Origin of the sequence: Palleronia pelagia (assembly GCF_900110115.1) — a bacterium.
Lineage (GTDB): Bacteria > Pseudomonadota > Alphaproteobacteria > Rhodobacterales > Rhodobacteraceae > Palleronia > Palleronia pelagia.
In genome coordinates this window covers 204,473-226,011 of sequence record NZ_FOCM01000002.1, presented here as the reverse complement: position 1 = coordinate 226,011, position 21,539 = coordinate 204,473, and the positions used below count along the sequence as shown (strand labels likewise).

18 protein-coding genes are annotated in these 21,539 nt (G+C 67.5%); 15 read left to right on the top strand and 3 right to left on the bottom strand.

Features of this window, described 5'->3' with window-relative positions; genetic code table 11:
* Window positions 1-8: 8 nt before the first annotated feature.
* From BMX96_RS05340 to BMX96_RS05305, 8 genes are all read left to right on the top strand, one after another.
* Entirely contained in the window at window positions 9-1,421 is a 1,413-nt protein-coding gene (locus BMX96_RS05340; RefSeq protein WP_091844571.1) for a M16 family metallopeptidase, read from the top strand.
* On the top strand, window positions 1,418-2,731 hold the full coding sequence (locus BMX96_RS05335; RefSeq protein ID WP_456238455.1) for a M16 family metallopeptidase: 1,314 nt from the start codon (window positions 1,418-1,420) through the stop codon (window positions 2,729-2,731). Before BMX96_RS05340 ends, BMX96_RS05335 begins: the two co-directional genes overlap by 4 nt.
* Before the next feature lie 125 nt (window positions 2,732-2,856).
* Complete coding sequence (mutL, locus tag BMX96_RS05330) at window positions 2,857-4,689, top strand: DNA mismatch repair endonuclease MutL (protein ID WP_091844570.1); 1,833 nt, start codon at window positions 2,857-2,859, stop codon at window positions 4,687-4,689.
* Entirely contained in the window at window positions 4,686-5,912 is a 1,227-nt protein-coding gene (locus BMX96_RS05325; protein WP_091844569.1) for a DNA recombination protein RmuC, read from the top strand. The genes mutL and BMX96_RS05325 overlap by 4 nt, the downstream gene beginning before the upstream one ends.
* Window positions 5,913-6,021: 109 nt before the next feature.
* Complete coding sequence (locus BMX96_RS05320; RefSeq protein ID WP_091844568.1) at window positions 6,022-7,317, top strand: NAD(P)/FAD-dependent oxidoreductase; 1,296 nt, start codon at window positions 6,022-6,024, stop codon at window positions 7,315-7,317.
* Entirely contained in the window at window positions 7,314-8,075 is a 762-nt protein-coding gene (locus BMX96_RS05315) for a DUF1365 domain-containing protein (protein ID WP_091844567.1), read from the top strand. Before BMX96_RS05320 ends, BMX96_RS05315 begins: the two co-directional genes overlap by 4 nt.
* Window positions 8,076-8,207: 132 nt before the next feature.
* A complete protein-coding gene (locus BMX96_RS05310) occupies window positions 8,208-8,765 on the top strand; it encodes a DUF3833 family protein (protein ID WP_091844566.1) in 558 nt (185 codons plus the stop codon).
* Window positions 8,765-9,496: an SDR family NAD(P)-dependent oxidoreductase gene (locus BMX96_RS05305; RefSeq protein WP_091844839.1), complete on the top strand. Its 732-nt coding sequence runs from the start codon at window positions 8,765-8,767 to the stop codon at window positions 9,494-9,496. Before BMX96_RS05310 ends, BMX96_RS05305 begins: the two co-directional genes overlap by 1 nt.
* Window positions 9,497-9,511: 15 nt before the next feature.
* On the opposite strand, the gene BMX96_RS05300 is transcribed toward BMX96_RS05305, so the two are convergent.
* From BMX96_RS05300 to BMX96_RS05290, 3 genes are read right to left on the bottom strand one after another with little or no spacing between them, the layout of a single operon-like run.
* Complete coding sequence (locus BMX96_RS05300; protein WP_091844565.1) at window positions 9,512-10,654, bottom strand: saccharopine dehydrogenase family protein; 1,143 nt, start codon at window positions 10,652-10,654, stop codon at window positions 9,512-9,514.
* Between the two features lie 46 nt (window positions 10,655-10,700).
* Window positions 10,701-11,753 (bottom strand): saccharopine dehydrogenase, encoded by a 1,053-nt coding sequence (locus BMX96_RS05295; RefSeq protein WP_091844564.1) that lies wholly within the window; start codon window positions 11,751-11,753, stop codon window positions 10,701-10,703.
* 13 nt (window positions 11,754-11,766) lie between these two features.
* Window positions 11,767-12,408: a histidine phosphatase family protein gene (locus BMX96_RS05290; RefSeq protein ID WP_073129461.1), complete on the bottom strand. Its 642-nt coding sequence runs from the start codon at window positions 12,406-12,408 to the stop codon at window positions 11,767-11,769.
* Between the two features lie 140 nt (window positions 12,409-12,548).
* Here BMX96_RS05290 and fdhF point away from each other — a divergent pair, with 140 nt between their 5' ends.
* The 7 genes from fdhF to BMX96_RS05260 all read left to right on the top strand — a co-directional run bounded on the left by fdhF (window position 12,549) and on the right by BMX96_RS05260 (window position 21,441).
* Window positions 12,549-15,332: a formate dehydrogenase subunit alpha gene (fdhF, locus tag BMX96_RS05285; protein ID WP_091844563.1), complete on the top strand. Its 2,784-nt coding sequence runs from the start codon at window positions 12,549-12,551 to the stop codon at window positions 15,330-15,332.
* Window positions 15,333-15,626: 294 nt separating this feature from the next.
* Complete coding sequence (locus BMX96_RS05280; protein WP_091844562.1) at window positions 15,627-16,538, top strand: DUF481 domain-containing protein; 912 nt, start codon at window positions 15,627-15,629, stop codon at window positions 16,536-16,538.
* A gap of 206 nt (window positions 16,539-16,744) precedes the next feature.
* Entirely contained in the window at window positions 16,745-18,706 is a 1,962-nt protein-coding gene (locus tag BMX96_RS05275) for an AMP-binding protein (RefSeq protein WP_236736967.1), read from the top strand.
* On the top strand, window positions 18,703-19,071 hold the full coding sequence (locus tag BMX96_RS19235; RefSeq protein WP_139209982.1) for a hypothetical protein: 369 nt from the start codon (window positions 18,703-18,705) through the stop codon (window positions 19,069-19,071). Before BMX96_RS05275 ends, BMX96_RS19235 begins: the two co-directional genes overlap by 4 nt.
* Window positions 19,068-19,886 carry an ABC transporter ATP-binding protein gene (locus tag BMX96_RS05270; protein WP_073129465.1) on the top strand — a complete coding sequence of 273 codons (819 nt, stop codon included), beginning with the start codon at window positions 19,068-19,070 and terminating at the stop codon, window positions 19,884-19,886. The genes BMX96_RS19235 and BMX96_RS05270 overlap by 4 nt, the downstream gene beginning before the upstream one ends.
* Before the next feature lie 63 nt (window positions 19,887-19,949).
* Window positions 19,950-20,354, top strand: coding sequence for a hypothetical protein (locus tag BMX96_RS05265; protein ID WP_091844560.1), 405 nt, complete (start codon window positions 19,950-19,952; stop codon window positions 20,352-20,354).
* Window positions 20,355-20,454: 100 nt separating this feature from the next.
* Window positions 20,455-21,441: a branched-chain amino acid ABC transporter permease gene (locus BMX96_RS05260; RefSeq protein WP_091844559.1), complete on the top strand. Its 987-nt coding sequence runs from the start codon at window positions 20,455-20,457 to the stop codon at window positions 21,439-21,441.
* Window positions 21,442-21,539 lie beyond the last annotated feature (98 nt).

Genomic DNA, 21,539 nt, shown 5'->3' with positions numbered 1-21,539 from the left:
CGCCCTTGATGCTGCGCAAATCTATCCTGTCCATCGCCACGCTGCTGGGCCTGGCCCAGGCCGCCCACGCCGCCGACGTGTCCAGCTTCACGCTCGACAACGGCATGGAGGTGGTCGTGCTGGAAGACCCCCGCGCGCCCGTGGTGGTGCACATGGTCTGGTACCGCACCGGCGCCGCGGACGAGCCGCCCGGCGTCTCGGGCGTGGCGCATTACCTCGAACACCTGCTGTTCAAGGGCACCGAAAAGCTCGAGCCGGGCGAATTCAGCCGCGTGGTCGCCGCGAACGGCGGCACCGACAACGCCTTCACCGGCCAGGACTACACCGCGTATTTCCAGCGCGTCGCGTCGGACCGGCTGGGCCTGATGATGGAGATGGAAGCCGACCGGATGCGCAACCTGCAACTGGACGGACAGGACATCACCACCGAGCGGCGGGTCATCCAGGAAGAACGCCGCCAGAGGACCGAGAACGATCCCGGCGCGCTGTTCGGCGAGCAGCGCAGCGCCGCGCAGTACCAGAACCACCCCTACGGCATACCGGTCATCGGCTGGATGCACGAGGTCGAGGCACTGGAGCTCCAGGACGCGCTGGATTTCTACGAGACCTATTACAGCCCCAACAACGCGATCCTGATCGTGGCGGGTGACGTGACCCCCGACGATGTGCGCACCCTGGCCGAGGAGCATTACGGCCCGATCCCGACCAACCCGGACCTGCCCGAGCGCACCCGCCCGCAAGAGCCGCCGCAACTGGCCGAGCGTCGCCTGACCTTCGAGGATCCGCGCGTGGCGCAACCTTATGTCATCCGCACCTATCTCGCGCCCGAGCGTGACCCGGGCGACCAGCGCACGGCCGCCGCGCTGACGCTGCTGTCGGACGTGCTGGGGCAAGGCCAGACCTCCGAGCTGTCGCGCCGGCTGCAATTCGGCACGGGCGAGGCGCTGTATGCGTCGGCCTTCTATGGCGGCACGTCGCTGGACGACACGACCTTCGGTCTGGTCGTCGTCCCCGCGCCGGGCGTGTCCCTTGAGGATGCCGAGGCCGCGCTCGACCGCGAGCTTGCCGATTTCATCGAGGACGGCGTCGATCCCGAACAGCTCGACCGGATCAAGATGCAGATGCGCGCCGCCGAGATCTACGAGGCCGACAGCACCCAGTCGCTCGCCCGCCGCTACGGCGCGGCCCTGACCTCGGGGCTGACCATCGAGGATGTCGAGGCGTGGCCGGGCATCCTGCAATCCATCACCGGCGAGGAAATCGTCGAGGCCGCACGGCAGGTCTTCGACCGGCGCAACGCGGTCACGGGCTACCTGACCACGCCGCAGGACACCGCGCCCGCCGCCACGGCGACCGCGCCCGATCCGACCCCGGCGGCGAACGAAACGGTTCCGCAAGACCCGCAGGAGATGACCCAATGATGATGCGTATCGCAGCCTTCGCCGGCCTCCTCTGGGCCGCCGCCCTGCCGGTCTCGGCGGCCGTCGAGATCGACGAGGTGACGTCGCCCGGCGGCATCGACGCCTGGCTGGTGCAGGAGGACTCGATCCCCTTCACCGCGCTGGAAATCCGCTTCAAGGGCGGCACGATCCTGGACCCCGAGGGCAAGGAAGGCGCCGTGAACCTGATGATGGGCCTGCTCGAGGAAGGGGCCGCCGAGATGGATGCGCAGGGCTTCGCCGCCGCGCGCGAGGAACTGGCGGCATCCTTCGAGTTCGACGCCTACGACGACGCGGTCAGCATCTCGGCCCGCTTCCTGACCGAGAACCGCGACGAGGCGGTGGCGCTGCTGCGCGCCGCCCTGGTCGAGCCGACCTTCGACCAGGTGGCCGTGGACCGGGTGCGCGACCAGGTGCTGTCGAACATCGCCAGCGACCTGAACGACCCCCGCACGATCGCCTACCGCGCCTTCAGCGACGCGGCCTTCCCTGACCACCCCTACAGCCGGCCCAACGACGGCACGCGCGACAGCGTGGCGACCCTGACGCGGCAGGACATCGTCGACGCGCACGCGGCCACCCTTGTCCGCGACCGGCTTTACGTGGGCGCGGTGGGCGACATCACGCCCGAAGAGCTGGGCACGCTGCTCGATGACTTGCTGGGCGATCTGCCCGCGACAGGCGGCACACTGCCCGAAGACGCCGCGTATTCGGCCGAGCCGGGTGTTAGTGTCATCGACTACGACACCCCGCAATCGGTCGTCATCTTCGGCCACGAGGGCATCGACCGCCACGATCCCGATTTCTTCGCCGCCTACGTCGCCAACGAGATCTTCGGCGGCGGCGGCTTCAACTCGCGCCTGATGGAAGAGGTGCGCGTCAAGCGCGGCCTGACCTACGGCGTCGGCACCGGGCTTCAGCCCATGGATTACGGCGCGCTGATCCTGGGGCAGGCCAGCACCGCGAACGAAAGCGTCTCTGAAACGGTCGAGGTCCTGCGCGACGAATGGGCCCGCATCGCCGAGGGGGTGACCGAGGAAGAACTCGACGCCGCAAAGACCTACCTGACCGGGGCCTACCCGCTGCGCTTCGACGGCAACGCGCGCATCGCCGGCATCCTTGTCGGGATGCAGATGGACGGGCTCGGCGTCGACTACATCGCCAGCCGCAACGACAAGATCGAGGCGGTGACGCTGGATGATATCGCCCGCGTGGCCGACCGGATCTACCGCCCCGAGGACCTGCGCTTCGTGGTGGTTGGCCAGCCCGAGGGGCTCGACGCCACCAACTGATCCAGGCGCGCCCCGGCCGTCGCGCCGGGGCGCGGTCGGGCGGCGCGGGCCGACCCGCCATTTCCTGTTGATAAGCCCAGATCCCCCCTGTGCAGGTGGGGCGAGGCCATGCTACCACTGGTGGCATGACGTTGCATGACCCCAAGATAGGCGCGGATCGCCCCAGAATTCGTCAACTGGACGATGGAGCGATCAATCGCATCGCCGCCGGCGAGGTGGTCGAACGTCCCGCCTCGGCGGTGAAGGAACTGGTCGAGAACGCGCTGGATGCCGGGGCCACGCGCATCGACATCGCCTATGCCGATGGCGGCAAGACCCTGATCCGCGTGACCGACGACGGCTGCGGCATGACGCCCGAGGATCTGCCGCTGGCCCTGGCCCGCCACGCAACATCGAAGATCGACGGGTCGGACCTGCTGAACATCACCTCGTTCGGCTTCCGGGGCGAGGCGCTTCCCAGCCTCGGCGCCGTGGGGCGCCTCACGATCACCAGCCGCGCGGCGGGGTCCGATGGCGCCTGTATCGCGGTGGCCGGCGGGCGCGCCGAGCCGGTCCGCCCCGCCGCCATCCGGTCGGGCACGGTGATCGAGCTGCGCGACCTGTTCTTCGCCACGCCTGCCCGCCTGAAGTTCATGCGCACCGACCGGGCCGAGGCGCAGGCGATCGCCGACGTGGTCAAGCGCCTCGCCATGGCCGAACCGACGGTCGCCTTCACGCTCAGCGACGTGTCGGGCGGCGGCGAGGGCCGCGTCGTGTTCCGGGCCGACGCGGGGACCGGTGACCTATTCGGTGCACTTCGTACACGGCTTGGCCGCATCCTCGGCGCCGATTTCGCCGACAACGCGCTGACCATCGATGCATCGCGCGACGACGTGGCGTTGACCGGATATGCCGCCCTGCCGACCTATTCTCGCGGACAGGCGACCCATCAATACCTGTTCGTCAACGGCCGTCCTGTCCGGGACAAGCTGCTTTTCGGTGCGCTGCGCGGGGCTTACGCGGACTTCCTCAGCCGCGATCGACACCCCGTCGCGGCCCTGTTCGTCGAATGCGATCCGGCCCGCGTCGACCAGAACGTCCACCCCGCCAAGACCGAGGTCCGGTTCAAGGATCCCGGCAATATCAGGGGGTTGATCGTCTCGGCCCTGCGGCACGCACTGGCCGAGGCGGGCCACCGCGCCGCGACGACGGTGGCGGGCGCGGCGCTGGGCGCCATGCGCCCCGAGCCGCCCGCCGCGGTGCCGCGCGTCTACCAGATGGACCGCCCCAGCGTGCCGCGACCGGCGCCCGCGCCGGGCTTTGCCGAGACCCAAGGCAGCTGGGCCCGCGTCGATCCCGACCCCGGGCCGGTCATCGAGGACGAGACCCCGGCGCAAAGCTTCCCGCTGGGCGCGGCGCGGGGGCAGGTCCACGAAAATTACATTATTTCCCAGACGGATAGCGGGATGGTCATTGTCGATCAGCACGCCGCGCACGAACGGCTGGTCTACGAGAAGCTCAAGCGCCAGATGGCCGAGAACGGGGTCGCCTCGCAGGCCCTGCTGATCCCCGAGATCGTGGACCTGTCCGAGAATGACGCCGCGCGCCTGCTGGACCTGGCCGACGGCCTGTCGCGCCTGGGGCTCGAGATCGAGGCGTTCGGCGGCGGCGCGGTCGCCGTGCGCGCCACGCCCGCGATCCTGGGTGCCGTGGACGCGCAGGCCATGCTCCGCGACATCCTGGACGAGCTCGACGACCTGGGCGACAGCCTGTCGGTGCAGGCCCGCATCGAGGCGGTGCTCAGCCGGGTGGCCTGCCATGGCTCGGTCCGCTCGGGCCGGCGCATGAGTGCGCCCGAGATGAACGCTCTTCTCCGCGAGATGGAGGCGACGCCCCATTCCGGGCAATGCAACCACGGACGCCCCACCTACGTGGAATTGCAGTTATCCGACATTGAACGGCTGTTTGGACGCAGATGACCCGCGCAGAGCTTGACCTTTTGCTACAAAATCCGCTGACCCTGCCAGTCGCTCTCGGCGCCTGCCTGCTGGTTATTCTGCTACTGCTGGTGGTCACGCTTGTCCGTGCCGGGCGCAGCGCGCGACAATCCGAGGCGCTGACCGCCGAGCTTGTCCGCATGGGCCGCGACGTCCAGCAGCTTGGCGCGGGTCAGGCGCAGTTGTCGGGCAACCTGCAACTGGTCAGCGACACCCAGTCCAAGGCCCAGCTGAACCTGATCCAGACGGTCGAGGGACGGCTGAACGACGTGCAGTCGCGCATGGCCGACCGTCTGGCCGAGAACGCGACGAGGACCAACCGCGCGCTGTCCGAGATGCAGGAGCGGATGCGCGAGACGCTGCACGGCCAGACCGAGAAGACCACCCATTCGCTGACCCAGTTGCGCGAACGCCTGCAGGTCATCGACAAGGCGCAGGACAATATCACCAAGCTGTCGGGCGACGTGCTGAGCCTTCAGGACATCCTGTCGAACAAGCAGCGTCGCGGCATGTTCGGCGAGATCCAGTTGCAGGACATCGTGTCGAAAGCGCTGCCCGCCGACAGCTTTACCACGCAGGCGACCTTGTCGAATGGCAAGCGTGCGGATTGCCTCGTCCACCTGCCGAACCCGCCCGGGCCCATCGTCATCGACGCCAAGTTTCCGTTCGAGTCGTTCGAGCAGCTGGCCGCCGCCGAGACCAAGGATGACATGACGCGTGCTCTGCGTGCCTTCGGGGCGGCCGTACGCAAGCATATCAAGGACATCTCGGACCGCTACATTATCGAGGGCGAGACGGCGGACGGCGCCATCATGTTCCTGCCCTCCGAGGCGATCTATGCCGAGCTGCACGCGCGTCTGCCCGAGGTCGTGCGCGCCGGGTTCGAGGCGCGCGTCTGGATCGTGTCGCCGACCACCTGCATGGCCACCCTCAACACCATGCGCGCCATCCTGAAGGACGCCCGGATGCAGCAGCAGGCCGGCGCCATCCGCAAGGAGCTGGCCCTGCTCAACGCCGATTGCGAGCGCCTGGTGGCGCGGGTGGGCAACCTCGACCGGCATTTCCAGCAGGCGCGCAAGGACGTGGACGAGATCCTGATCTCGGGCGAAAAGGCCAGCAAACGGGCCGATCGCCTGCATCATTTCGATTTCGCCGAGGTCGAGGAGCGCCCCCTGGTCGCGTCGCCGCGCGAAGGGGTGAACTGACACGATGTCACAGCTTGCTTATATGGCTGTCCTTTGACCACATTTGAAACATATGGACCGTCCATGCCGTGCCTAAACGTGAAAAGACATCGACCCAGCCGGAGATCCCATGCCGTTCGAGCCATCGACCGACCTGCCCCGACGCATAGCCATCATCGGGGGCGGAATCTCGGGGATGGCCGCGGCCTATCTCCTGAAGGACCGTCATAACGTCACGCTCTACGAGGCCGAGCCCCGGCTTGGCGGACACGCCCGCACCGTCATGGCCGGCAAGCGCGGTGACCAGCCGGTGGATACCGGCTTCATCGTGTTCAACAAGGTGAACTACCCGCATCTCGTGTCGCTCTTCGACGAGCTCGACGTGCCCGTCACCGAAAGCAACATGTCCTTCGGCCTGTCGGCCCGGGGCGGGCGGCTGGAATACGGGCTGGCCGATCTCCGCACGGTTTTCGCGCAACGGCGCAATGTCGCGAACCCGGCCTTCCTGCGGATGCTGCGCGACATCGTGCGGTTCAACAAGCTGGCCCGCGATACGGTGACGCCGGACATGACCATCGGCGCCCTGATCGAGCGGCTTCGCCTCGGTGCCTGGTTCCGCGACTATTATATCCTGCCGTTCTCGGGCGCGATCTGGTCCACGCCCTGCCGAGGCATCCTGGACTTCCCCGCCGAGGCGCTGGTGCGCTTTTTCGAGAATCACGCCCTGCTGGGCTACGAGGGGCAACACCAGTGGTACACGGTGCAGGGCGGGTCGGTCGAATACGTCCGGCGCCTTGAGGCCGCGCTGACGCGGGCGGGGGTCGAGCTGCGCACCGGGGCGCCCGTGGCGCAGGTCCGCCGCGACGCGGCCGGCGTGCACGTGGACACGCATGGCGCGGGATCGGACCATTTCGACGAGGTCATCTTCGCCACCCATTCCGACCAGGCGCTGGCGCTGCTGGAAAAGCCCACCGCTCCCGAGCGCGAGGCGCTGGGTGCCGTGCGCTATCAGCCCAACCACGCGGTGCTGCACGCCGATGCGTCGGTGATGCCGCGGCGGCGGGCGGTTTGGTCCAGCTGGGTCTACAAGGAGCCGCAGACCGGCCCGGCGGACCGCATTGCGCTGAGCTACTGGATGAACTCGCTGCAACCGATCCCGCAGGACGACCCGATGTTCGTGACGCTGAACGGCGGCGACGGGATCGATCCGGGGCTGATCTATGACGAGGTCACGTTCAGCCATCCGGTCTACGACCGTGCGGCCCTGCGTGGGCAAGCGCAGATCCGCGCCATGAACGGCGCCAATGGCACGTGGTTCTGCGGGGCCTGGATGCGCAACGGTTTCCACGAGGACGGGTTCGCCAGCGCGGTGGACGTGGCCGAGGCCATGGGGCAGCGGGACAACACGGCCGTCGCCGCGGAATGAGCCGTGTGGACCATATCGTCGGGCGCACCTTCCACGGGCGCCGCGGCGCGGTGCGCAACGCGTTCACCTACGGGATCGACTATGTCGCGCTCGACGCCGAGGCATCGGTGCGCGGGCCGGGACTTTTCACGCGCAACGGTGCCGGCCTGATGAGCCTTCTGGACCGCGACCATGGCGGCGCGCCGGGCCAGGGGCGCGGTGCGGCCTGGGTGCGCGACGTGCTGGCGGATCATCCGCTGGGCCCCTATGTGGACCGGATCGAGCTTCTGACCCAACCGCGTGTGCTGGGCCACGTTTTCAACCCGGTGAGCTTCTGGTTGCTGCGCGATGCCGAGGGCGGCCTGCGCGGCGTGATCCCCGAGGTCACCAATACCTTCGGCGACCGCCACAGCTATCTTTGCCATCGCGACGACATGACGCCGATCGGGCCGCGCGACACCCTGAACGCGCGCAAGATTTTCCACGTCTCGCCTTTCCAGGACGTGGCCGGCGGCTATGCTTTCCGGTTCGATATAAGCGCCACAAACGTGCGCATCGTCATCGACTACCGCACCGACGGGGGCGAGGGGGTCCTTGCCACGTTGGAAGGTGTGCGGCGGCCGCTCACCAATCGGTCGATCCTGGCGGCCTGCCTGCGGCGGCCGTTCGGGTCGCGGCGGGTGCTGGGCCTGATCCACTGGCAGGCGCTGAAATTGTGGTGGAAGGGAGCCGGCTACCGGTCACGCCCTGTGCCGCCCACGCAAGATGTCAGCCCCTGACGGGGTGGCGGGTCGCCGCTTGCGGCCCCGGGCGCGAGGAACATTCCGACCGCTCGATTGTAGGAAAGACACGGACACGAAGCAGACAGACAGCCGCCACGACCGGGCCGCACGCCAGACGAAAGATGAGACATGGACATCTTCATTTACATCTCGATCCTGGCCGTCTTCCTGTTGGGCGCGCTGATCCTGCGCGCGAATTTCGTCGCCTTCCGCGGGCAGAACATCTCGGACTACGAGGGGTTGGGCCCCGAGATCGACCTGCGCCGCCACCTGGACGGACCGCTGATCTGCGAGGGCGTGATCTTCGGACCGACGGGGCGGGTGGCCTCGCGCTTCACCGCCGCGATGCGTGGCGAGTGGGAGGGTGACCGCGGCGTCCTGCACGAGGATTTCAGCTACGACAGCGGCGCACGGCAGTCGCGGGCCTGGCATCTCGAGCTTCAGGGCGACCGCTTCATCGCCCGCGCCGACGATGTCGAGGGCGAGGGCAAGGGCCAGGTCGGCGGACCGGCCGTGCGCCTGAGTTACCGGATCGTGCTGCCGAAGGATGCGGGCGGGCACAGGCTGGACGTGGTCGACTGGATGTACCTGTCCGAGAACGGGACCATCATTAACCGGTCGCAATTCACGAAATACGGGTTCCTGGTGGCCGAACTGGTGGCCACCATTCGCAAGGAAGAGGAATGATGCGGGACTTCAACAAGAAACGCTATTGGATCGTGGGCGCCTCGGAAGGGCTGGGGCGCGAGGTTGCAAAGGCGGTCAGCCGCGCGGGTGCGCATGTGGTGTTGACGGCGCGCAGCGCGGACCGTCTGCACGAGCTGGCGGACGAGATCGCCGGCCCGTCCACCGTGGTGACCTGCGACGTGACCGACGACGACGACGTGGCGCGCGCGGCCAGCGAGGCGGGAGAGCTCGACGGTCTGATCTGGCTGGTCGGCGCCTACTGGCCGCAATCGGCGACGGAATGGACGCCCGAGCAGGTCACGACCATGTTCGACGTGAACCTGACCGGCGCCGCAAGGGTGTTGGGACAGGTCGTGCCCGCCATGGTCGCGCGGGACGCCGGGCACATCGTGCTGACCGGGTCGCTGTCGGGCTTTCGCGGCCTGCCGAACTCGATCGGCTACGGCGCGTCCAAGGCCGGGCTGATGGTGCTGGCCGAGTCCATGTATGCCGACCTGCGCCAGACCGGTGTCGACGTGCAGCTGGTGAACCCGGGCTTCGTGCGGACGCGGCTGACCGACAAGAACGACTTTCACATGCCCATGATGATGGAGCCCGAGGACGCGGCCCGCGAGATCATGGAGCACATGCACGACGACACGTTCGCCAAGAATTTCCCGCGCAGCTTCGGGGCGTTGTTCCGGGTGGCGAATTTCGTGCCGGACTGGATGTATTACCGCCTGCTGGGCTGAGGCGCGCGCGGCGCCTCATGCGAGGTGATCGACCTCGCCCAGGTGCTGCGCCAGGTCGTCCACGCGCGACAGGAACCGCTCGTAAAGTTTTGGGTCCGACGGCGCGGCGTGCACGCCGGGCGCGATGTCGCCGGCCTGGACAGCGCGGATCGCCATGGCCACCGGGATCGACACCAGCCGCGCCATGGCGCTGCCGCGCGCGTCGCCCCAGGCATCCATCACGTGGGTCTTGTGGTAGACCGTCTGGCCGTCGCGCTCGGCCCGCAGGTCGACGCACATGACCACGCGGTCTGGCTCGCCCTCACCGTAGGCATGCTCGGCCCAGAAGCCGTCGGACATTTCCTTCAGGCGCGCGTCGCCCGCGGGACCTTCCAGCGTCTCGACCTCGGCGAAGACCGGCGCCCACGCGTCCGACCAGCCCTGCAGCCGCAGGGTGCCGCGCACGAAGGTTCGCGTGTTCCAGTCGGGATCGAAGCCGTACTGCGCCATGAAGGGCAGGCTGTCGCGATTGGGATAGACCTGAAAGGTCTCGGGCGTCGGCAGCGGTGCCTCGTAATCGCCGATGGCGTCCCAGGGCCGCGCGGCGTCGAAGGGGGCGCCGTCCTTCAACGACCGCGAGGGCGAGCGCAGCGCCTTCAGCACGCCCAGCGGCGACCAGCTGAACTTGTAGCGGAAATCGTTGGGCACCTTGGGGATGCCGCCGCAATAGCTGAGAAAATGCAGCGCGTTGACGGGATCGAACGCGTCGCTGGCGCGGTAGTCGTCCATCAGCTTGTGCGCCAGGAGGTGGTCGATCCCGGGGTCGAGCCCGATCTCGTTCATGAGCGTGACACCGGCGGCCTTGGCCCGGTCGTCAAGTGCCCGCATCTCGGGCGCGATGTAGCTGGAGCTGACGAAATGCGCGCCCCTGGCGATGGCGAGCTCGGCCAGCGCCACGTGGAAGTCGCCGGGCAGCATCGACACCACCACGTCGCCGGGCGCCAGCGCAGCGCCGATGGCGTCCATGTCGAAGGTCTCGATCCGGTCGGTCAGGTCGCCGACCACCGCCACCGCCTTGTCGCGCGAGCGGTTCCAGACGGTCACGTCCGCGCCCTCCGAGATCAGTTCGCGCAGGCCGGGGATCGCGGACAGGCCGGTGCCGCACCAGTGAATGGTCATCGCTTGGGGCTCCTGTTGGGATTTAGGTATTTGGGGAAAGATGAAGTTACGGACGGTGCGCGAGGAAGGTCTCGCGCGCGCGGGCCCAGACCGGGTCGGTGTCGATGCGGGGTAGGGCGCGCAGGGTCGGCAGAAGCTGCGCGGCGTAGTCCTGCGAAGCCTCGACCGGCAGCATCGAGGGCAGGTTGTCGATGGCCATGACATCCAGCGGCGGTGAGTCGTGAACCCTGAGCACCGGCGCGTCCCAGGTGGTGGTGCGGTCGTAGACCTTCACGGGCGAGAAATCGGACGTGGGGTCGCAGGCGATATCGCCGATCACCGTCAGGCGGCGCGGCGCGGTCTTCGCGTCCGCGGGCACGAAGACGGGGCAGCCCGGCGCGGCGAGGATGCAGTTCAGGAACAGGTGGTGGTGCAGGATCTCGGGGAAAGGGCCGCCACGGGCGGTCTCGGCCATGTCCCAGCGGGTGACGGGCGCGCGCACGGCGGTGCAGAAATCCGACGCGCCGGAGCCCACGCGTCCCTTTGCGCCGATGACCAGCACGGTGGGGAAGCTGGCCGTCGCGTCCTTCAGCTGCGTCCGCACGTCGTCCGCCAGGGCATCGGCGTCGGAATAGCTGCGCGCGGGCGGGCAGGGCGCGCCCTTCTGCTGCGCGGCCCAGGCCATGAGCGACACCGCCGCCCCCGCGAAGCCCGCCCAGTAGCCGAAGGCGGCGACGCGTTTGCCCGCGTCGTCGACCAGGTATTCCAGGTCGTAGAGCGTGCCGCCCCCGGCCTTGAACCGCTCGAGCAGGCGACGCCCGTCGGCCTGCCCCTTGTAGGCGTGGCCGAACATGATGTGGCGGTGACCGAGCGGCGTGCCGTCGTCGGGCAATTCCTTCAGGCCGAAGATGATGGCGTCCGCCGGCGCGTGGGGCCAGCTGCCCTCGGGCGCGATCTCTGCGCCCGCGTCGCGGTAGCCGTCGATGGGAATGGCGCGGGTGCCGCTTTCCTCCACCGTGACGCGCAGGCCTGCCCGGACCAGCTCGGCCGCGCCCTCGGGCGTCAGGCCCACCCGGTCCTCGTTCGCGCGCGGCTCGGCGCGGACCCAGAGATGCGTCATGGCGGGATCTCCTTCAGTAATGGGTGCGCGCGTGGGCGCGGTCGTCGCGGTCCAGGTGCGGCGTGGCGTTGAAGCCGGCCAGAAGCATCTGGTCGCGGCGGATATGGAAGCGGTGGATCGACGTGTTGTGGATCGGCATCAGCACGTGGGCCAGCCGCGTGGCGTCGAGCTCGAGCACGTGTCGCAGGGCCATGCCGATGACCCCGCCCGAGGTGACGCAGAGGGTTCGCCGCCCTTCGGCCGCCGCCTCGATCAGGACCGAGGTGATGCGCGCCTCGAAGCTGGCGAAAGTTTCGGTCCCCATGATCTCGGCCGCGTGCCAGGCGCGCATGACCTGCGGCGCGTGGTCGAAGAACCCGTCGGCGTCCGGCATGGGCACGCCGTGCACATCCTCGAGCGCGCGGCCCAGGGCGAAATAGTCCATCTCGTTCAGGCGCGGGTCCTCGGCCGCCTCGACCCCCATGGAGGCGGCCGTTTCGCGGTGGCGCCGCAAGGTGCCCGACAGCACCGCGTCGAAGCCTTCGCCCTGGTCGCGCAGCCAGTCGCCCAGCCATTCGGCCTGGCGGAACCCCAGGTCGCTCAGCCGGTCGTATTCCTCCTCGGTCGCGGCGTGGGAATTGGCCTGGCCGTGGCGGACCAGAACGATTTCGCCCATCGGGTCGTCTCCTTGCCTGATGAATCCGGCGATAGCCGCTTTCGGCGCGTGGCGCAAATGGGCGTGAGACGTCGCATTCGGGGGCATGACACACCGGCATCCATCGCTAGGGTGGGGCGGCGCGCGACAGGGGGGACAGCATGGCCGATCCGGTGATCTTCAAGCTCGACGGACAAACCGTCACCGCCCGGCCGGGCGAAACCATCTGGCAGGTGGCCAAGCGGCAGGGCACGACCATCCCGCACCTGTGCTACAAGGACAGCCCCGGTTACCGGCCCGACGGCAACTGCCGGTCCTGCATGGTGGCGATCGACGGCGAGCGGACGCTGGCCGCGTCCTGCATCCGCACGCCCGAGGACGGCATGGAGGTCACCACCCAGGGGGCGCGCGAAACGCAGGCGCGCCGCATGGTGCTGGAGCTGCTGACCGCCGATCAGCCGGACCCGGCCGAGGCGCACGATCGCGGCTCGCACATGCGTGAGGTCGCCGACCAGGCCGAGGTCACCGACAGCCGGTTCCCCCCGCTGGACGCGGCGCACGTGCCGCTGCTGGACGACAGCCACGTGGCGATGCGCGTGAACCTCGACGCCTGCATCCAATGCGGGCTGTGCGTGCGCGCGTGCCGCGAGGTGCAGGTGAACGACGTGATCGGCATGGCGGGACGGGGGCACGCGGCCTACCCGGTCTTCGACATGGACGACCCCATGGGCGACAGCACCTGCGTCGCCTGCGGCGAGTGCGTTCAGGCCTGTCCCACGGGCGCGCTGATGCCCGCCAGCGTGCTGGACGACCAGCAGCGCGGCGACAGCAGCGACTTTGACACCGAGGTGAAATCGATCTGCCCGTTCTGCGGCGTCGGCTGCCAGGTGTCGATGAAGGTGAAGGACGGACGCATTGCCTACGTGGACGGCATCGACGGCCCCGCGAACGAGGGGCGGCTGTGCGTGAAGGGGCGGTTCGGCTTCGACTACATCCACCACCCGCATCGCCTGACCAAGCCCCTGATCCGCCGCGAGGATGCACCGGACAAGGGGCTGAACGTTGATCCCAGCAACCCCTGGACCCATTTCCGCGAAGCGACGTGGGAGGAGGCGCTGGACCGCGCGGCCCACGGGCTGGGCGACTTGCGCAGCTACTACGGCGGCCGGTCGGTGGCGGGTTTCGGCAGCGCCAAGTGCACCAACGAAGAGGCGTACCTGTTCCAGAAGCTGATCCGCCAGGCTTTCGGCCACAACAACGTGGATCACTGCACGCGGCTCTGCCACGCGTCCTCGGTCGCCGCGCTGATGGAGAATGTGGGATCGGGCGCGGTGACCGCCGGCTTCCGCGAGATCGAGAACGCCGAGGTCGCCATCGTCATCGGCGCCAACCCGGCCGAGAACCACCCCGTCGCGGCCACTTATTTCAAGCAGTTCGCCCAGCGGGGCGGAGAGCTGATCGTGATCGACCCGCGTGGGCAGGCCATGGCGCGCCATGCCAGCCACATGCTGCAATTCCGGCCGGGCACGGACGTGGCGCTGCTCAACGGCATGATGAACGTGATCGTCGAGGAAAAGCTCTACGACCGGCAGTATATCGAGGGTTTCACCGAGGGCTTCTTCGAGTTCCGCGACCACATCCGGGCCTTCCCGCCCGAGCGGATGGCCGAGATCTGCGGCATCGACGCCGAGACCATCCGCGACGTGGCGCGCACCTTCGCGCGGGCGAGCCGGGCGATGATCTTCTGGGGCATGGGCGTCAGCCAGCACGTCCACGGCACCGACAACGCGCGGTGTCTGATCTCGCTCGCGCTGCTGTGCGGACAGATCGGGCGGCCGGGCACCGGCCTGCACCCGCTGAGGGGGCAGAACAACGTGCAGGGCGCCAGCGACGCGGGGCTGATCCCGCACGTGATGCCGAACTATCAAAGCGTCGAGGACAGCGAGGTGCGCGAGCTGTTCCGGCACATCTGGGGCGGCACCGAGATCGACCCGACGCCCGGCATGACGGTGGTCGAGATCATCGACGCCATCTACCGCGGCGAGATCAAGGGCATGTATATCCTGGGCGAGAACCCGGCCATGTCCGACCCCGACGTGGAACACGCCCGCAAGGCGCTGGCCCAGCTCGACCACCTGGTCGTGCAGGACATCTTCCTGACCGAGACGGCGAACTTCGCGGACGTGATCCTGCCGGCCGCCGCCTTCCCCGAGAAGCGGGGCACGGTCACCAACACCAACCGGCAGGTGCAGATGGGGCGCGCCGCGGTGGATCCGCCGGGCGCGGCGCGGCCGGACTGGGAGATCGTCGTCGACATGGCGAACCGGCTAGGGCTCGACTGGGATTACGACGGGCCGCGCAGCGTCTTCGACGAGATGAAGATGTCCATGCGCAACCTGCACCACATCACGTGGAACCGGGTCGAGAGCGAGGGCTCGGTCACCTTCCCGGCCATGTCGCGCGACGATCCGGGCCGCTCGGTCATGTTCGGCGAGGGCTTTCCGCGCCGCGCGGGCCGCGCCAAGTTCACACCCGCCCGCGTCACCCCGCCCGCCGAGGCGCCCAGCGAGGATTACCCGATGATCCTGATCACCGGGCGCCAGCTGGAGCACTGGCACACGGGCGCGATGACGCGCCGGGCCTCGGTGCTGGACCAGATCGAACCGGCGCCGACCTGCTCGATGCATCCCAGGACCCTCAAGCGGCTGGGCGTGGAGCCCGGCGGGCAGGTGCGTCTGACCAGCCGGCGCGGCAGCGTGACGGTCGATGCGCGGGCCGATCGCAACGTGGCGGAAGACTGCGCCTTCCTGCCCTTCGCCTATGTCGAGGCGGCGGCCAACATCCTGACCAACCCGACGCTTGATCCGTGGGGCAAGATCCCCGAATTCAAGTACTCGGCCGTCCGGGTCGAGGCGGCGTCGGACAAGGCGGTGGCGGCCGAGTAGGCGCGCCGGGCCGCCCCGACTGCGACATTCTGGCGCGGTAAGCCATTGGCTGGTCAAGCATTTCGCCTTCAAGGGGTGCGGAAAAATTTGTTCGCCGCTTTGGCGACAACATGCCGAAGCTGTCGATTTCCTCAGGAAATCGGCGGCGGTATTCCGCGCCCTGTTGCGTGATTGCACGGCCACCCAAAAGCTCCGAACAATCTGGGCGCACGCGTTGAACCAACGCGAGTGCAGATCATTTTCCGGGCTCACGCGGCGCCTCCCGCCGCGCGGTTTCTTACTGGAGTTCGTCAGATGACATACACCCAAAGCATCGCCGTTTCGGCCGCGCTTGCCGCCCTGCTGGGGTCGGCCGCGCACGCCCAGACCACCACCTTCGACAACACCGGCCTGCGCGGCGACAGCGCCGTCGAGGACGCGAACGAGAACCTCGCCGAGGATATCGAAGACGATTTCGACCGCCAGACGCGCAGCTTCGGCAACGAGGGCCGCGCCCAGGGCTTCACCGGCTCGGTCGCGCTGCGCGCCACCGCCGATACCGGCGACAGCCAGCAGGACAACGACGACTCGCTCGATCTCGGGCTCGGGTCGAACCTCGGCTATGTCTGGGGCCCCAACGGCGTCGAGCTGGGCCTCTACTATGCCTATTCCGAGGCCGACGGCGACACGGACGAGAACAGCCTGCTCTACAGCCTGCAGTACACGCGCGATATCAACCCGCAGCTCTATGGCTTCGCCAAGCTGCAGGGCACCTATGACGGCGAGACCGACCGCCCGAACACCGCCAACACCTTCGAGCGCGAGAACGACGTGTTCCTCGGCTTCGGTGCCGGTTACCGCGTGATCGACACGGCGCAGACCCAGTGGTCGATCCAGGCCGGTCCCGGCTATCGCTTCGCCAGCTTCCGCGACATCGGCGCGGTCGTGCCGGGCGCCGACAACGACGACATCAACGAGGCCGCGTTCTCGCTGTCGTCGGAGTACCTGCAGCGCATCAACGAGCGCGTGTACCTGACCAACGACACCGACATCATCGCGTCGGACTCGGACACCGTGCTTTACAACGACCTGGGCCTGAACGTGTCGATGACCGACGTCCTGGCTCTGCGCACCTCGGTGCAGTCGGAGTATCACACCGATCCCGCGCCCGGGAACAAGTCGACCGAGCACCAGTTCGGCGTCTCGCTGGTCTACACCCTGAACTGAGCCACGCGCGCAGTTTCGACCATTCAAGGGGCGGCCCGTCGCGGGTCGCCCCTTCGCATTCGCAGCATCTGTGCCGCTCTGCGGGATGGCGCGTGCCGCTGGCCGGTCGTGTCGGAAAAGGCGCAGCCGGATACTTGACCCGGCCCATATTTTCGGTCGCAATGCCCCCAACGCCGCAAGCAATAGCGGCGAGGGAGGACATCGTCGTGACTGAGACCGCCGTCTCGATTCCCGCGCTTCTGGCGCGCAACGCCCGTGATCTGGGCGAAAGCCCGGCCTATCGCGAGAAGGAATTCGGGATCTGGCAAAGCTGGACCTGGGGCGAGGTCTCGGAAGAGATCGAGGCGCTGGCGCTGGGGCTCATGGACCTGGGTCTGGCGCGCGGTGAACTGGTGGTCATCTCGGGGCGCAACCGTCCCGCGCTCTACTGGGCGATGGTCGCGGTGCAAAGCGCGGGCGCGGTTCCGGTGCCCATCTATCAGGACGCCGCCGTCGACGAGATCGCCTACCAGCTCGAGCATTGCGGCGCGGTCATGGCGATCGTCGGCGACCAGGAACAGGTCGACAAGCTGCAGGAGGCCACCTCGGCCGAGGGCAGTGCGCTGCGGCACATGGTCTACCTGGATGGGCGGGGCCTGCGGAAATACGACCACGAGAAGCTGACCTCGTATGCCGACGTGCAGAAGGCGGGCCGCGACGCGCGCAAACGCCTGGGCAATGAATTGCAGTCGCGCACCGACGCGCTGGGCTACGACGATACCTGCGTCATGCTTTACACCTCGGGCACCACCGGGCGGCCCAAGGGCGTGGTGCTGTCCAACCGCAACATCATCGAGACGGCGAAGGCGTCGGTCCAGTTCGACAACCTGACCCACCGCGAGGATACGCTGGCCTACCTGCCCATGGCCTGGGTGGGCGATTTCATCTTCTCGATCGCGCAGGCCTATGTGGCGGGGTTCTGCGTGAACTGTCCCGAAAGCCCCGACACCATGGCCGTCGACCTGCGCGAGATCGGGCCGACCTACTACTTCGCGCCGCCCCGGGTGTTCGAGACGCAGCTGACCACCGTGATGATCCGGATGGAGGATGCGACCCGGATCAAGAAGGCGCTGTTCGATTACTTCATGGCCCACGCCAAGCGTGTCGGCCCCGATATCCTCGACGGCCGCGAGGTGGGCGGCTGGGACCGGCTGAAATACCGGCTGGGCGAGCTCATGGTCTACGGGCCCCTGAAGAACACGCTGGGCTTCAGCCGCATCCGCGTGGGCTATACCGCGGGCGAGGCCATCGGCCCGGAGATCTTCGAGTTCTACCGCGGTCTGGGGATCAACCTGAAGCAGCTCTACGGTCAAACCGAAGCGTCGGTCTTCATCACCCAGCAGCCCGACAACGAGGTGCGCTCGGACACGGTGGGCGTCGCCTCGCCCGGGGTCGAGATCCGCATCGACGAAAACGGCGAGGTCTTCTACCGCTCGCCCGGTGTCTTCGTGGAGTACTACAAGAACCCCGAAAGCACGGCCGAAACCAAGGACGCCGACGGCTGGGTCGCCACGGGCGACGCGGGCTTCTTCGAGGAAGGCAGCGGCCATTTGCGCATCATCGACCGCGCCAAGGACGTGGGCAAGCTAGCCACCGGCCAGATGTTCGCGCCCAAGTATGTCGAGAACAAGCTGAAGTTCTTCCCCAATATCCTTGAGGCGGTGGTCTTCGGCGCCGGGCGGGACCAATGTGTCGCGTTCCTGAACATCGACCTGAACGCCGTGGGCAACTGGGCCGAGCGCAACAATATCGGCTACGGTTCGTACCAGGAGCTGTCGCAGCATCCAAAGGTGCTCGAGATGATGCGCGGCCACGTGGCCGAGGTGAACGCCAGCGTCGCCGAGGACGAGATGCTGTCGGGCTGCCAGGTCCATCGTTTCGTCGTGCTGCACAAGCAGCTCGATGCCGACGACGGCGAGCTGACGCGCACCCAGAAGGTCCGCCGCAAGGTCATCGGCGAGAAGTTCGAGGACATCCTCGATGCGCTCTACGGTGGCAAGGGCGAGATCTACACCGAGACCGAGGTCACCTACGAGGACGGCCGCAAGGGCAAGATCAAGGCGACGCTCAACATCCAGGACGCGGAGGTCTTCCCCGTGGGCGGAGCGATGCAGGAGGCGGCGGAGTGAGCAGAAAGCTAGATTGGGAGGATGCTAGATCCAATCGCTTGCTCGCCAGCCGAGGGTATCAGCGTGTTGGACCAGAAGCTTTGACTGAAAAAGAACGCCATGCATTGGAGGAAGGAGCTGAAAGAAATTCAAGGAAGGCTGCTCGAATGGTTGATGATCTTAGATCTCGAAGCAATGAGATAGTTCCCGTCGATGCGCCTAGGCAGATCTCAAACCTGGAGTTTCTTTACCGTCAGCTCGACCCGGAGCAAAAACGCTCAAAGAAATATGGTAGATTCTTAAAGTCGCAGATTGCTTCACTGAAGGTTCCTGCGGGCCGCGTTGGTTCCGAGCAACTCGTCAAAAGAGCGAAAGTCACGCGATGAAAGACACCGCCGAAAGCTACGTCACCGAGGACGGCCGGACGATCGGCGAGGTGATCCTCGATTTGCGCGGCATCACCCTGCGTTTCGGCGGGGTCGAGGCGATCAAGAACATCAGCTTCGACATCCGCAAGGGCGAGATCCGCGCGATCATCGGCCCCAACGGTGCGGGAAAGTCATCGATGCTGAACGTCATCTCGGGCTTCTACAATCCGCAGGAGGGCGAAGTCTGGTTCCGCGGCGAACGCCGCCCGCCGATGAAGCCCTACCAGGTCGCCCGCGCGGGCGTGGCGCGCACCTTTCAGAATATCGCTCTGTTCGAGGGCATGACCGTCCTCGACAATATCATGACGGGGCGTCTCAACGACATGAGCGCCGGGCTTCTGGCGCAGGCCATCTGGAAGGGCAAGGCCGAGCGTGAGGAGATCGAGAACCGCGAGCGGGCCGAGCGGATCATCGACTTCCTCGAGATCCAGCACATCCGCAAGACCCCCGTGGGCCGTCTGCCCTATGGCCTTAAGAAACGGGTCGAGCTGGCCCGCGCGCTGGTGGCCGAGCCGGACCTGTTGCTGCTGGACGAGCCCATGGCGGGCATGAACGTCGAGGAGAAGGAGGACATGAGCCGCTACATCCTCGACGTGAACGACGAGCTGGGCACCACGATCGCCCTGATCGAGCACGACATGGGCGTGGTCATGGACCTGAGCGACCGGGTCGTCGTGATGGATTACGGCCGCAAGATCGGCGACGGCACCCCCGACGAGGTGCGCGGCAACCAGGAAGTCATCGACGCCTACCTGGGGGTCGCGCATGACTGAGGTCTGGACCGCGACCGGGACGAGCCGCGTTGCATCCGTATCAATCCCCAAAGGAGATACGAGATGAGCGATCTGAGCTGGCACAAGAAGACATTGGCCGACGCGCTGGGCGCCGATCAGGGTCTGCCCGACTGGGTGGGCGAGATGGTGTCGAAATTCGGCCCCGAGGACCTGGACGGGCTGCGCAAGAACGAGCGCGAGGCGGTCCTGTCGGCGCTGGGCCGCGTGGCGCGGCAGTCGCGCGACGCGCGCCAGGCCGATATCCACGACGGCGGCGAGAACCGCCCGGCCTTCGTCGAGGGCGACATCGACTGGGGCCTGCGCGCCGCGCGGGCCGCGCTCGAGGCGCAGCCGGCGGGCGAGCGGTCCGAGAAGGCGAACGAATTGCTGGGCGACTGCACCTGCCCGGCGGCGACCGGACCCAACCCCGGACGCGATGCGTCCACGCCGGGGACCGACAAGATGTGACGCGAGACAGGGCGCGGCGGCCACGCGTCGCCGCGCCCGGCAAGACCCGCCGCAGCCCCTGACAACAATGGGGCGCGGCGCCAAAGGGAGGAGGGGCGAAATGCCCGATCAGCTGTTATTCGCCATCGAGGTCACGCTGAACGGCCTTATGGCCGGCGTTCTCTACGCGCTTGTCGCGCTGGGCTTCGTGCTGATCTTCAAGGCCAGCGGCATCTTCAACTACGCGCAAGGGGTGATGGCGCTTTTCGCCGCGCTGACGCTGGTGGGGATCATGGATGGCCAGGTCCCGTTCGAGCACCTGATCAACGCCGTCTTCGGCACCGATATCCACGGCTTCGGATGGGAGGTGCCCGCGCTGCTGGCGATCCTGCTGACCATGGTCGTGATGATCGCCTTCGCCTGGGCGGTGAACTGGATCGTGCTGCGCCACCTGGTCGGGCAGGAGCCGATCATCCTGTTCATGGCGACCATCGGCCTGGCCTATTTCCTGGAAGGGCTGGGCGACATGATGTGGGGCGCCGACATCAAGACGCTGGACGTGGGGCTGCCACAGGGCATCAATACCACCATCGACGAAGCCACGTTCAACATGTTCGGCTACGGCTTCTTCATCGACAACCTGGACATCACCGCCACGATCATCGCCGCCGTGCTGGTCGCCGTACTGGTGGCGTTCTCGCAATACACCAAGCAGGGCCGCGCGCTGCGCGCCGTGGCCGACGACCACCAGGCCGCGCTGTCGGTGGGCATCTCGCTGAATTTCATCTGGGTTCTGACATGGTCCATCGCGGGCTTCGTGGCGCTGGTCGCGGGGATCATGTGGGGGGCGAAGTCGGGCGTGCAGTTCTCGCTGAGCCTCATCGCGCTGAAGGCGCTGCCGGTGCTGATGCTGGGCGGTTTCACCTCGATCCCCGGCGCCATCGTCGGCGGGCTGATCATCGGCGTGGGCGAGAAGCTGTTCGAGTTCCTCGTGGGTCCGCTGGTGGGCGGCGCGACCGAGAACTGGTTCGCCTACGTGCTGGCGCTGATCTTCCTGGTGTTCCGGCCGCAGGGCCTGTTCGGGGAGCGGATCATTGAACGTGTGTAGCGCGGCGCGGGCCTTGACCGAGAGGGGGCTCTGCCCCCGCCGCTGCGCGGCCCCCCGAGGTATTTCGGGAAAGATGAAGATCGGCGGACGCCGCGTGG

What these genes read in the sequence shown, in the direction of transcription:
- BMX96_RS05335 (WP_456238455.1), top strand. Translation starts at nt 1,418, where the DNA reads ATGATGATGCGTATCGCAGCCTTCGCCGGCCTCCTCTGGGCCGCCGCC.
- mutL (WP_091844570.1), top strand. Translation starts at nt 2,857, where the DNA reads ATGACGTTGCATGACCCCAAGATAGGCGCGGATCGCCCCAGAATTCGT.
- BMX96_RS05300 (WP_091844565.1), bottom strand. Translation starts at nt 10,654, where the DNA reads ATGACCATTCACTGGTGCGGCACCGGCCTGTCCGCGATCCCCGGCCTG.
- BMX96_RS05280 (WP_091844562.1), top strand. Translation starts at nt 15,627, where the DNA reads ATGACATACACCCAAAGCATCGCCGTTTCGGCCGCGCTTGCCGCCCTG.
- fdhF (WP_091844563.1), top strand. Translation starts at nt 12,549, where the DNA reads ATGGCCGATCCGGTGATCTTCAAGCTCGACGGACAAACCGTCACCGCC.
- BMX96_RS05270 (WP_073129465.1), top strand. Translation starts at nt 19,068, where the DNA reads ATGAAAGACACCGCCGAAAGCTACGTCACCGAGGACGGCCGGACGATC.
- BMX96_RS05265 (WP_091844560.1), top strand. Translation starts at nt 19,950, where the DNA reads ATGAGCGATCTGAGCTGGCACAAGAAGACATTGGCCGACGCGCTGGGC.
- BMX96_RS05295 (WP_091844564.1), bottom strand. Translation starts at nt 11,753, where the DNA reads ATGACGCATCTCTGGGTCCGCGCCGAGCCGCGCGCGAACGAGGACCGG.
- BMX96_RS05290 (WP_073129461.1), bottom strand. Translation starts at nt 12,408, where the DNA reads ATGGGCGAAATCGTTCTGGTCCGCCACGGCCAGGCCAATTCCCACGCC.
- BMX96_RS05305 (WP_091844839.1), top strand. Translation starts at nt 8,765, where the DNA reads ATGCGGGACTTCAACAAGAAACGCTATTGGATCGTGGGCGCCTCGGAA.
- BMX96_RS05310 (WP_091844566.1), top strand. Translation starts at nt 8,208, where the DNA reads ATGGACATCTTCATTTACATCTCGATCCTGGCCGTCTTCCTGTTGGGC.
- BMX96_RS05260 (WP_091844559.1), top strand. Translation starts at nt 20,455, where the DNA reads ATGCCCGATCAGCTGTTATTCGCCATCGAGGTCACGCTGAACGGCCTT.
- BMX96_RS05315 (WP_091844567.1), top strand. Translation starts at nt 7,314, where the DNA reads ATGAGCCGTGTGGACCATATCGTCGGGCGCACCTTCCACGGGCGCCGC.
- BMX96_RS05325 (WP_091844569.1), top strand. Translation starts at nt 4,686, where the DNA reads ATGACCCGCGCAGAGCTTGACCTTTTGCTACAAAATCCGCTGACCCTG.
- BMX96_RS05340 (WP_091844571.1), top strand. Translation starts at nt 9, where the DNA reads ATGCTGCGCAAATCTATCCTGTCCATCGCCACGCTGCTGGGCCTGGCC.
- BMX96_RS05320 (WP_091844568.1), top strand. Translation starts at nt 6,022, where the DNA reads ATGCCGTTCGAGCCATCGACCGACCTGCCCCGACGCATAGCCATCATC.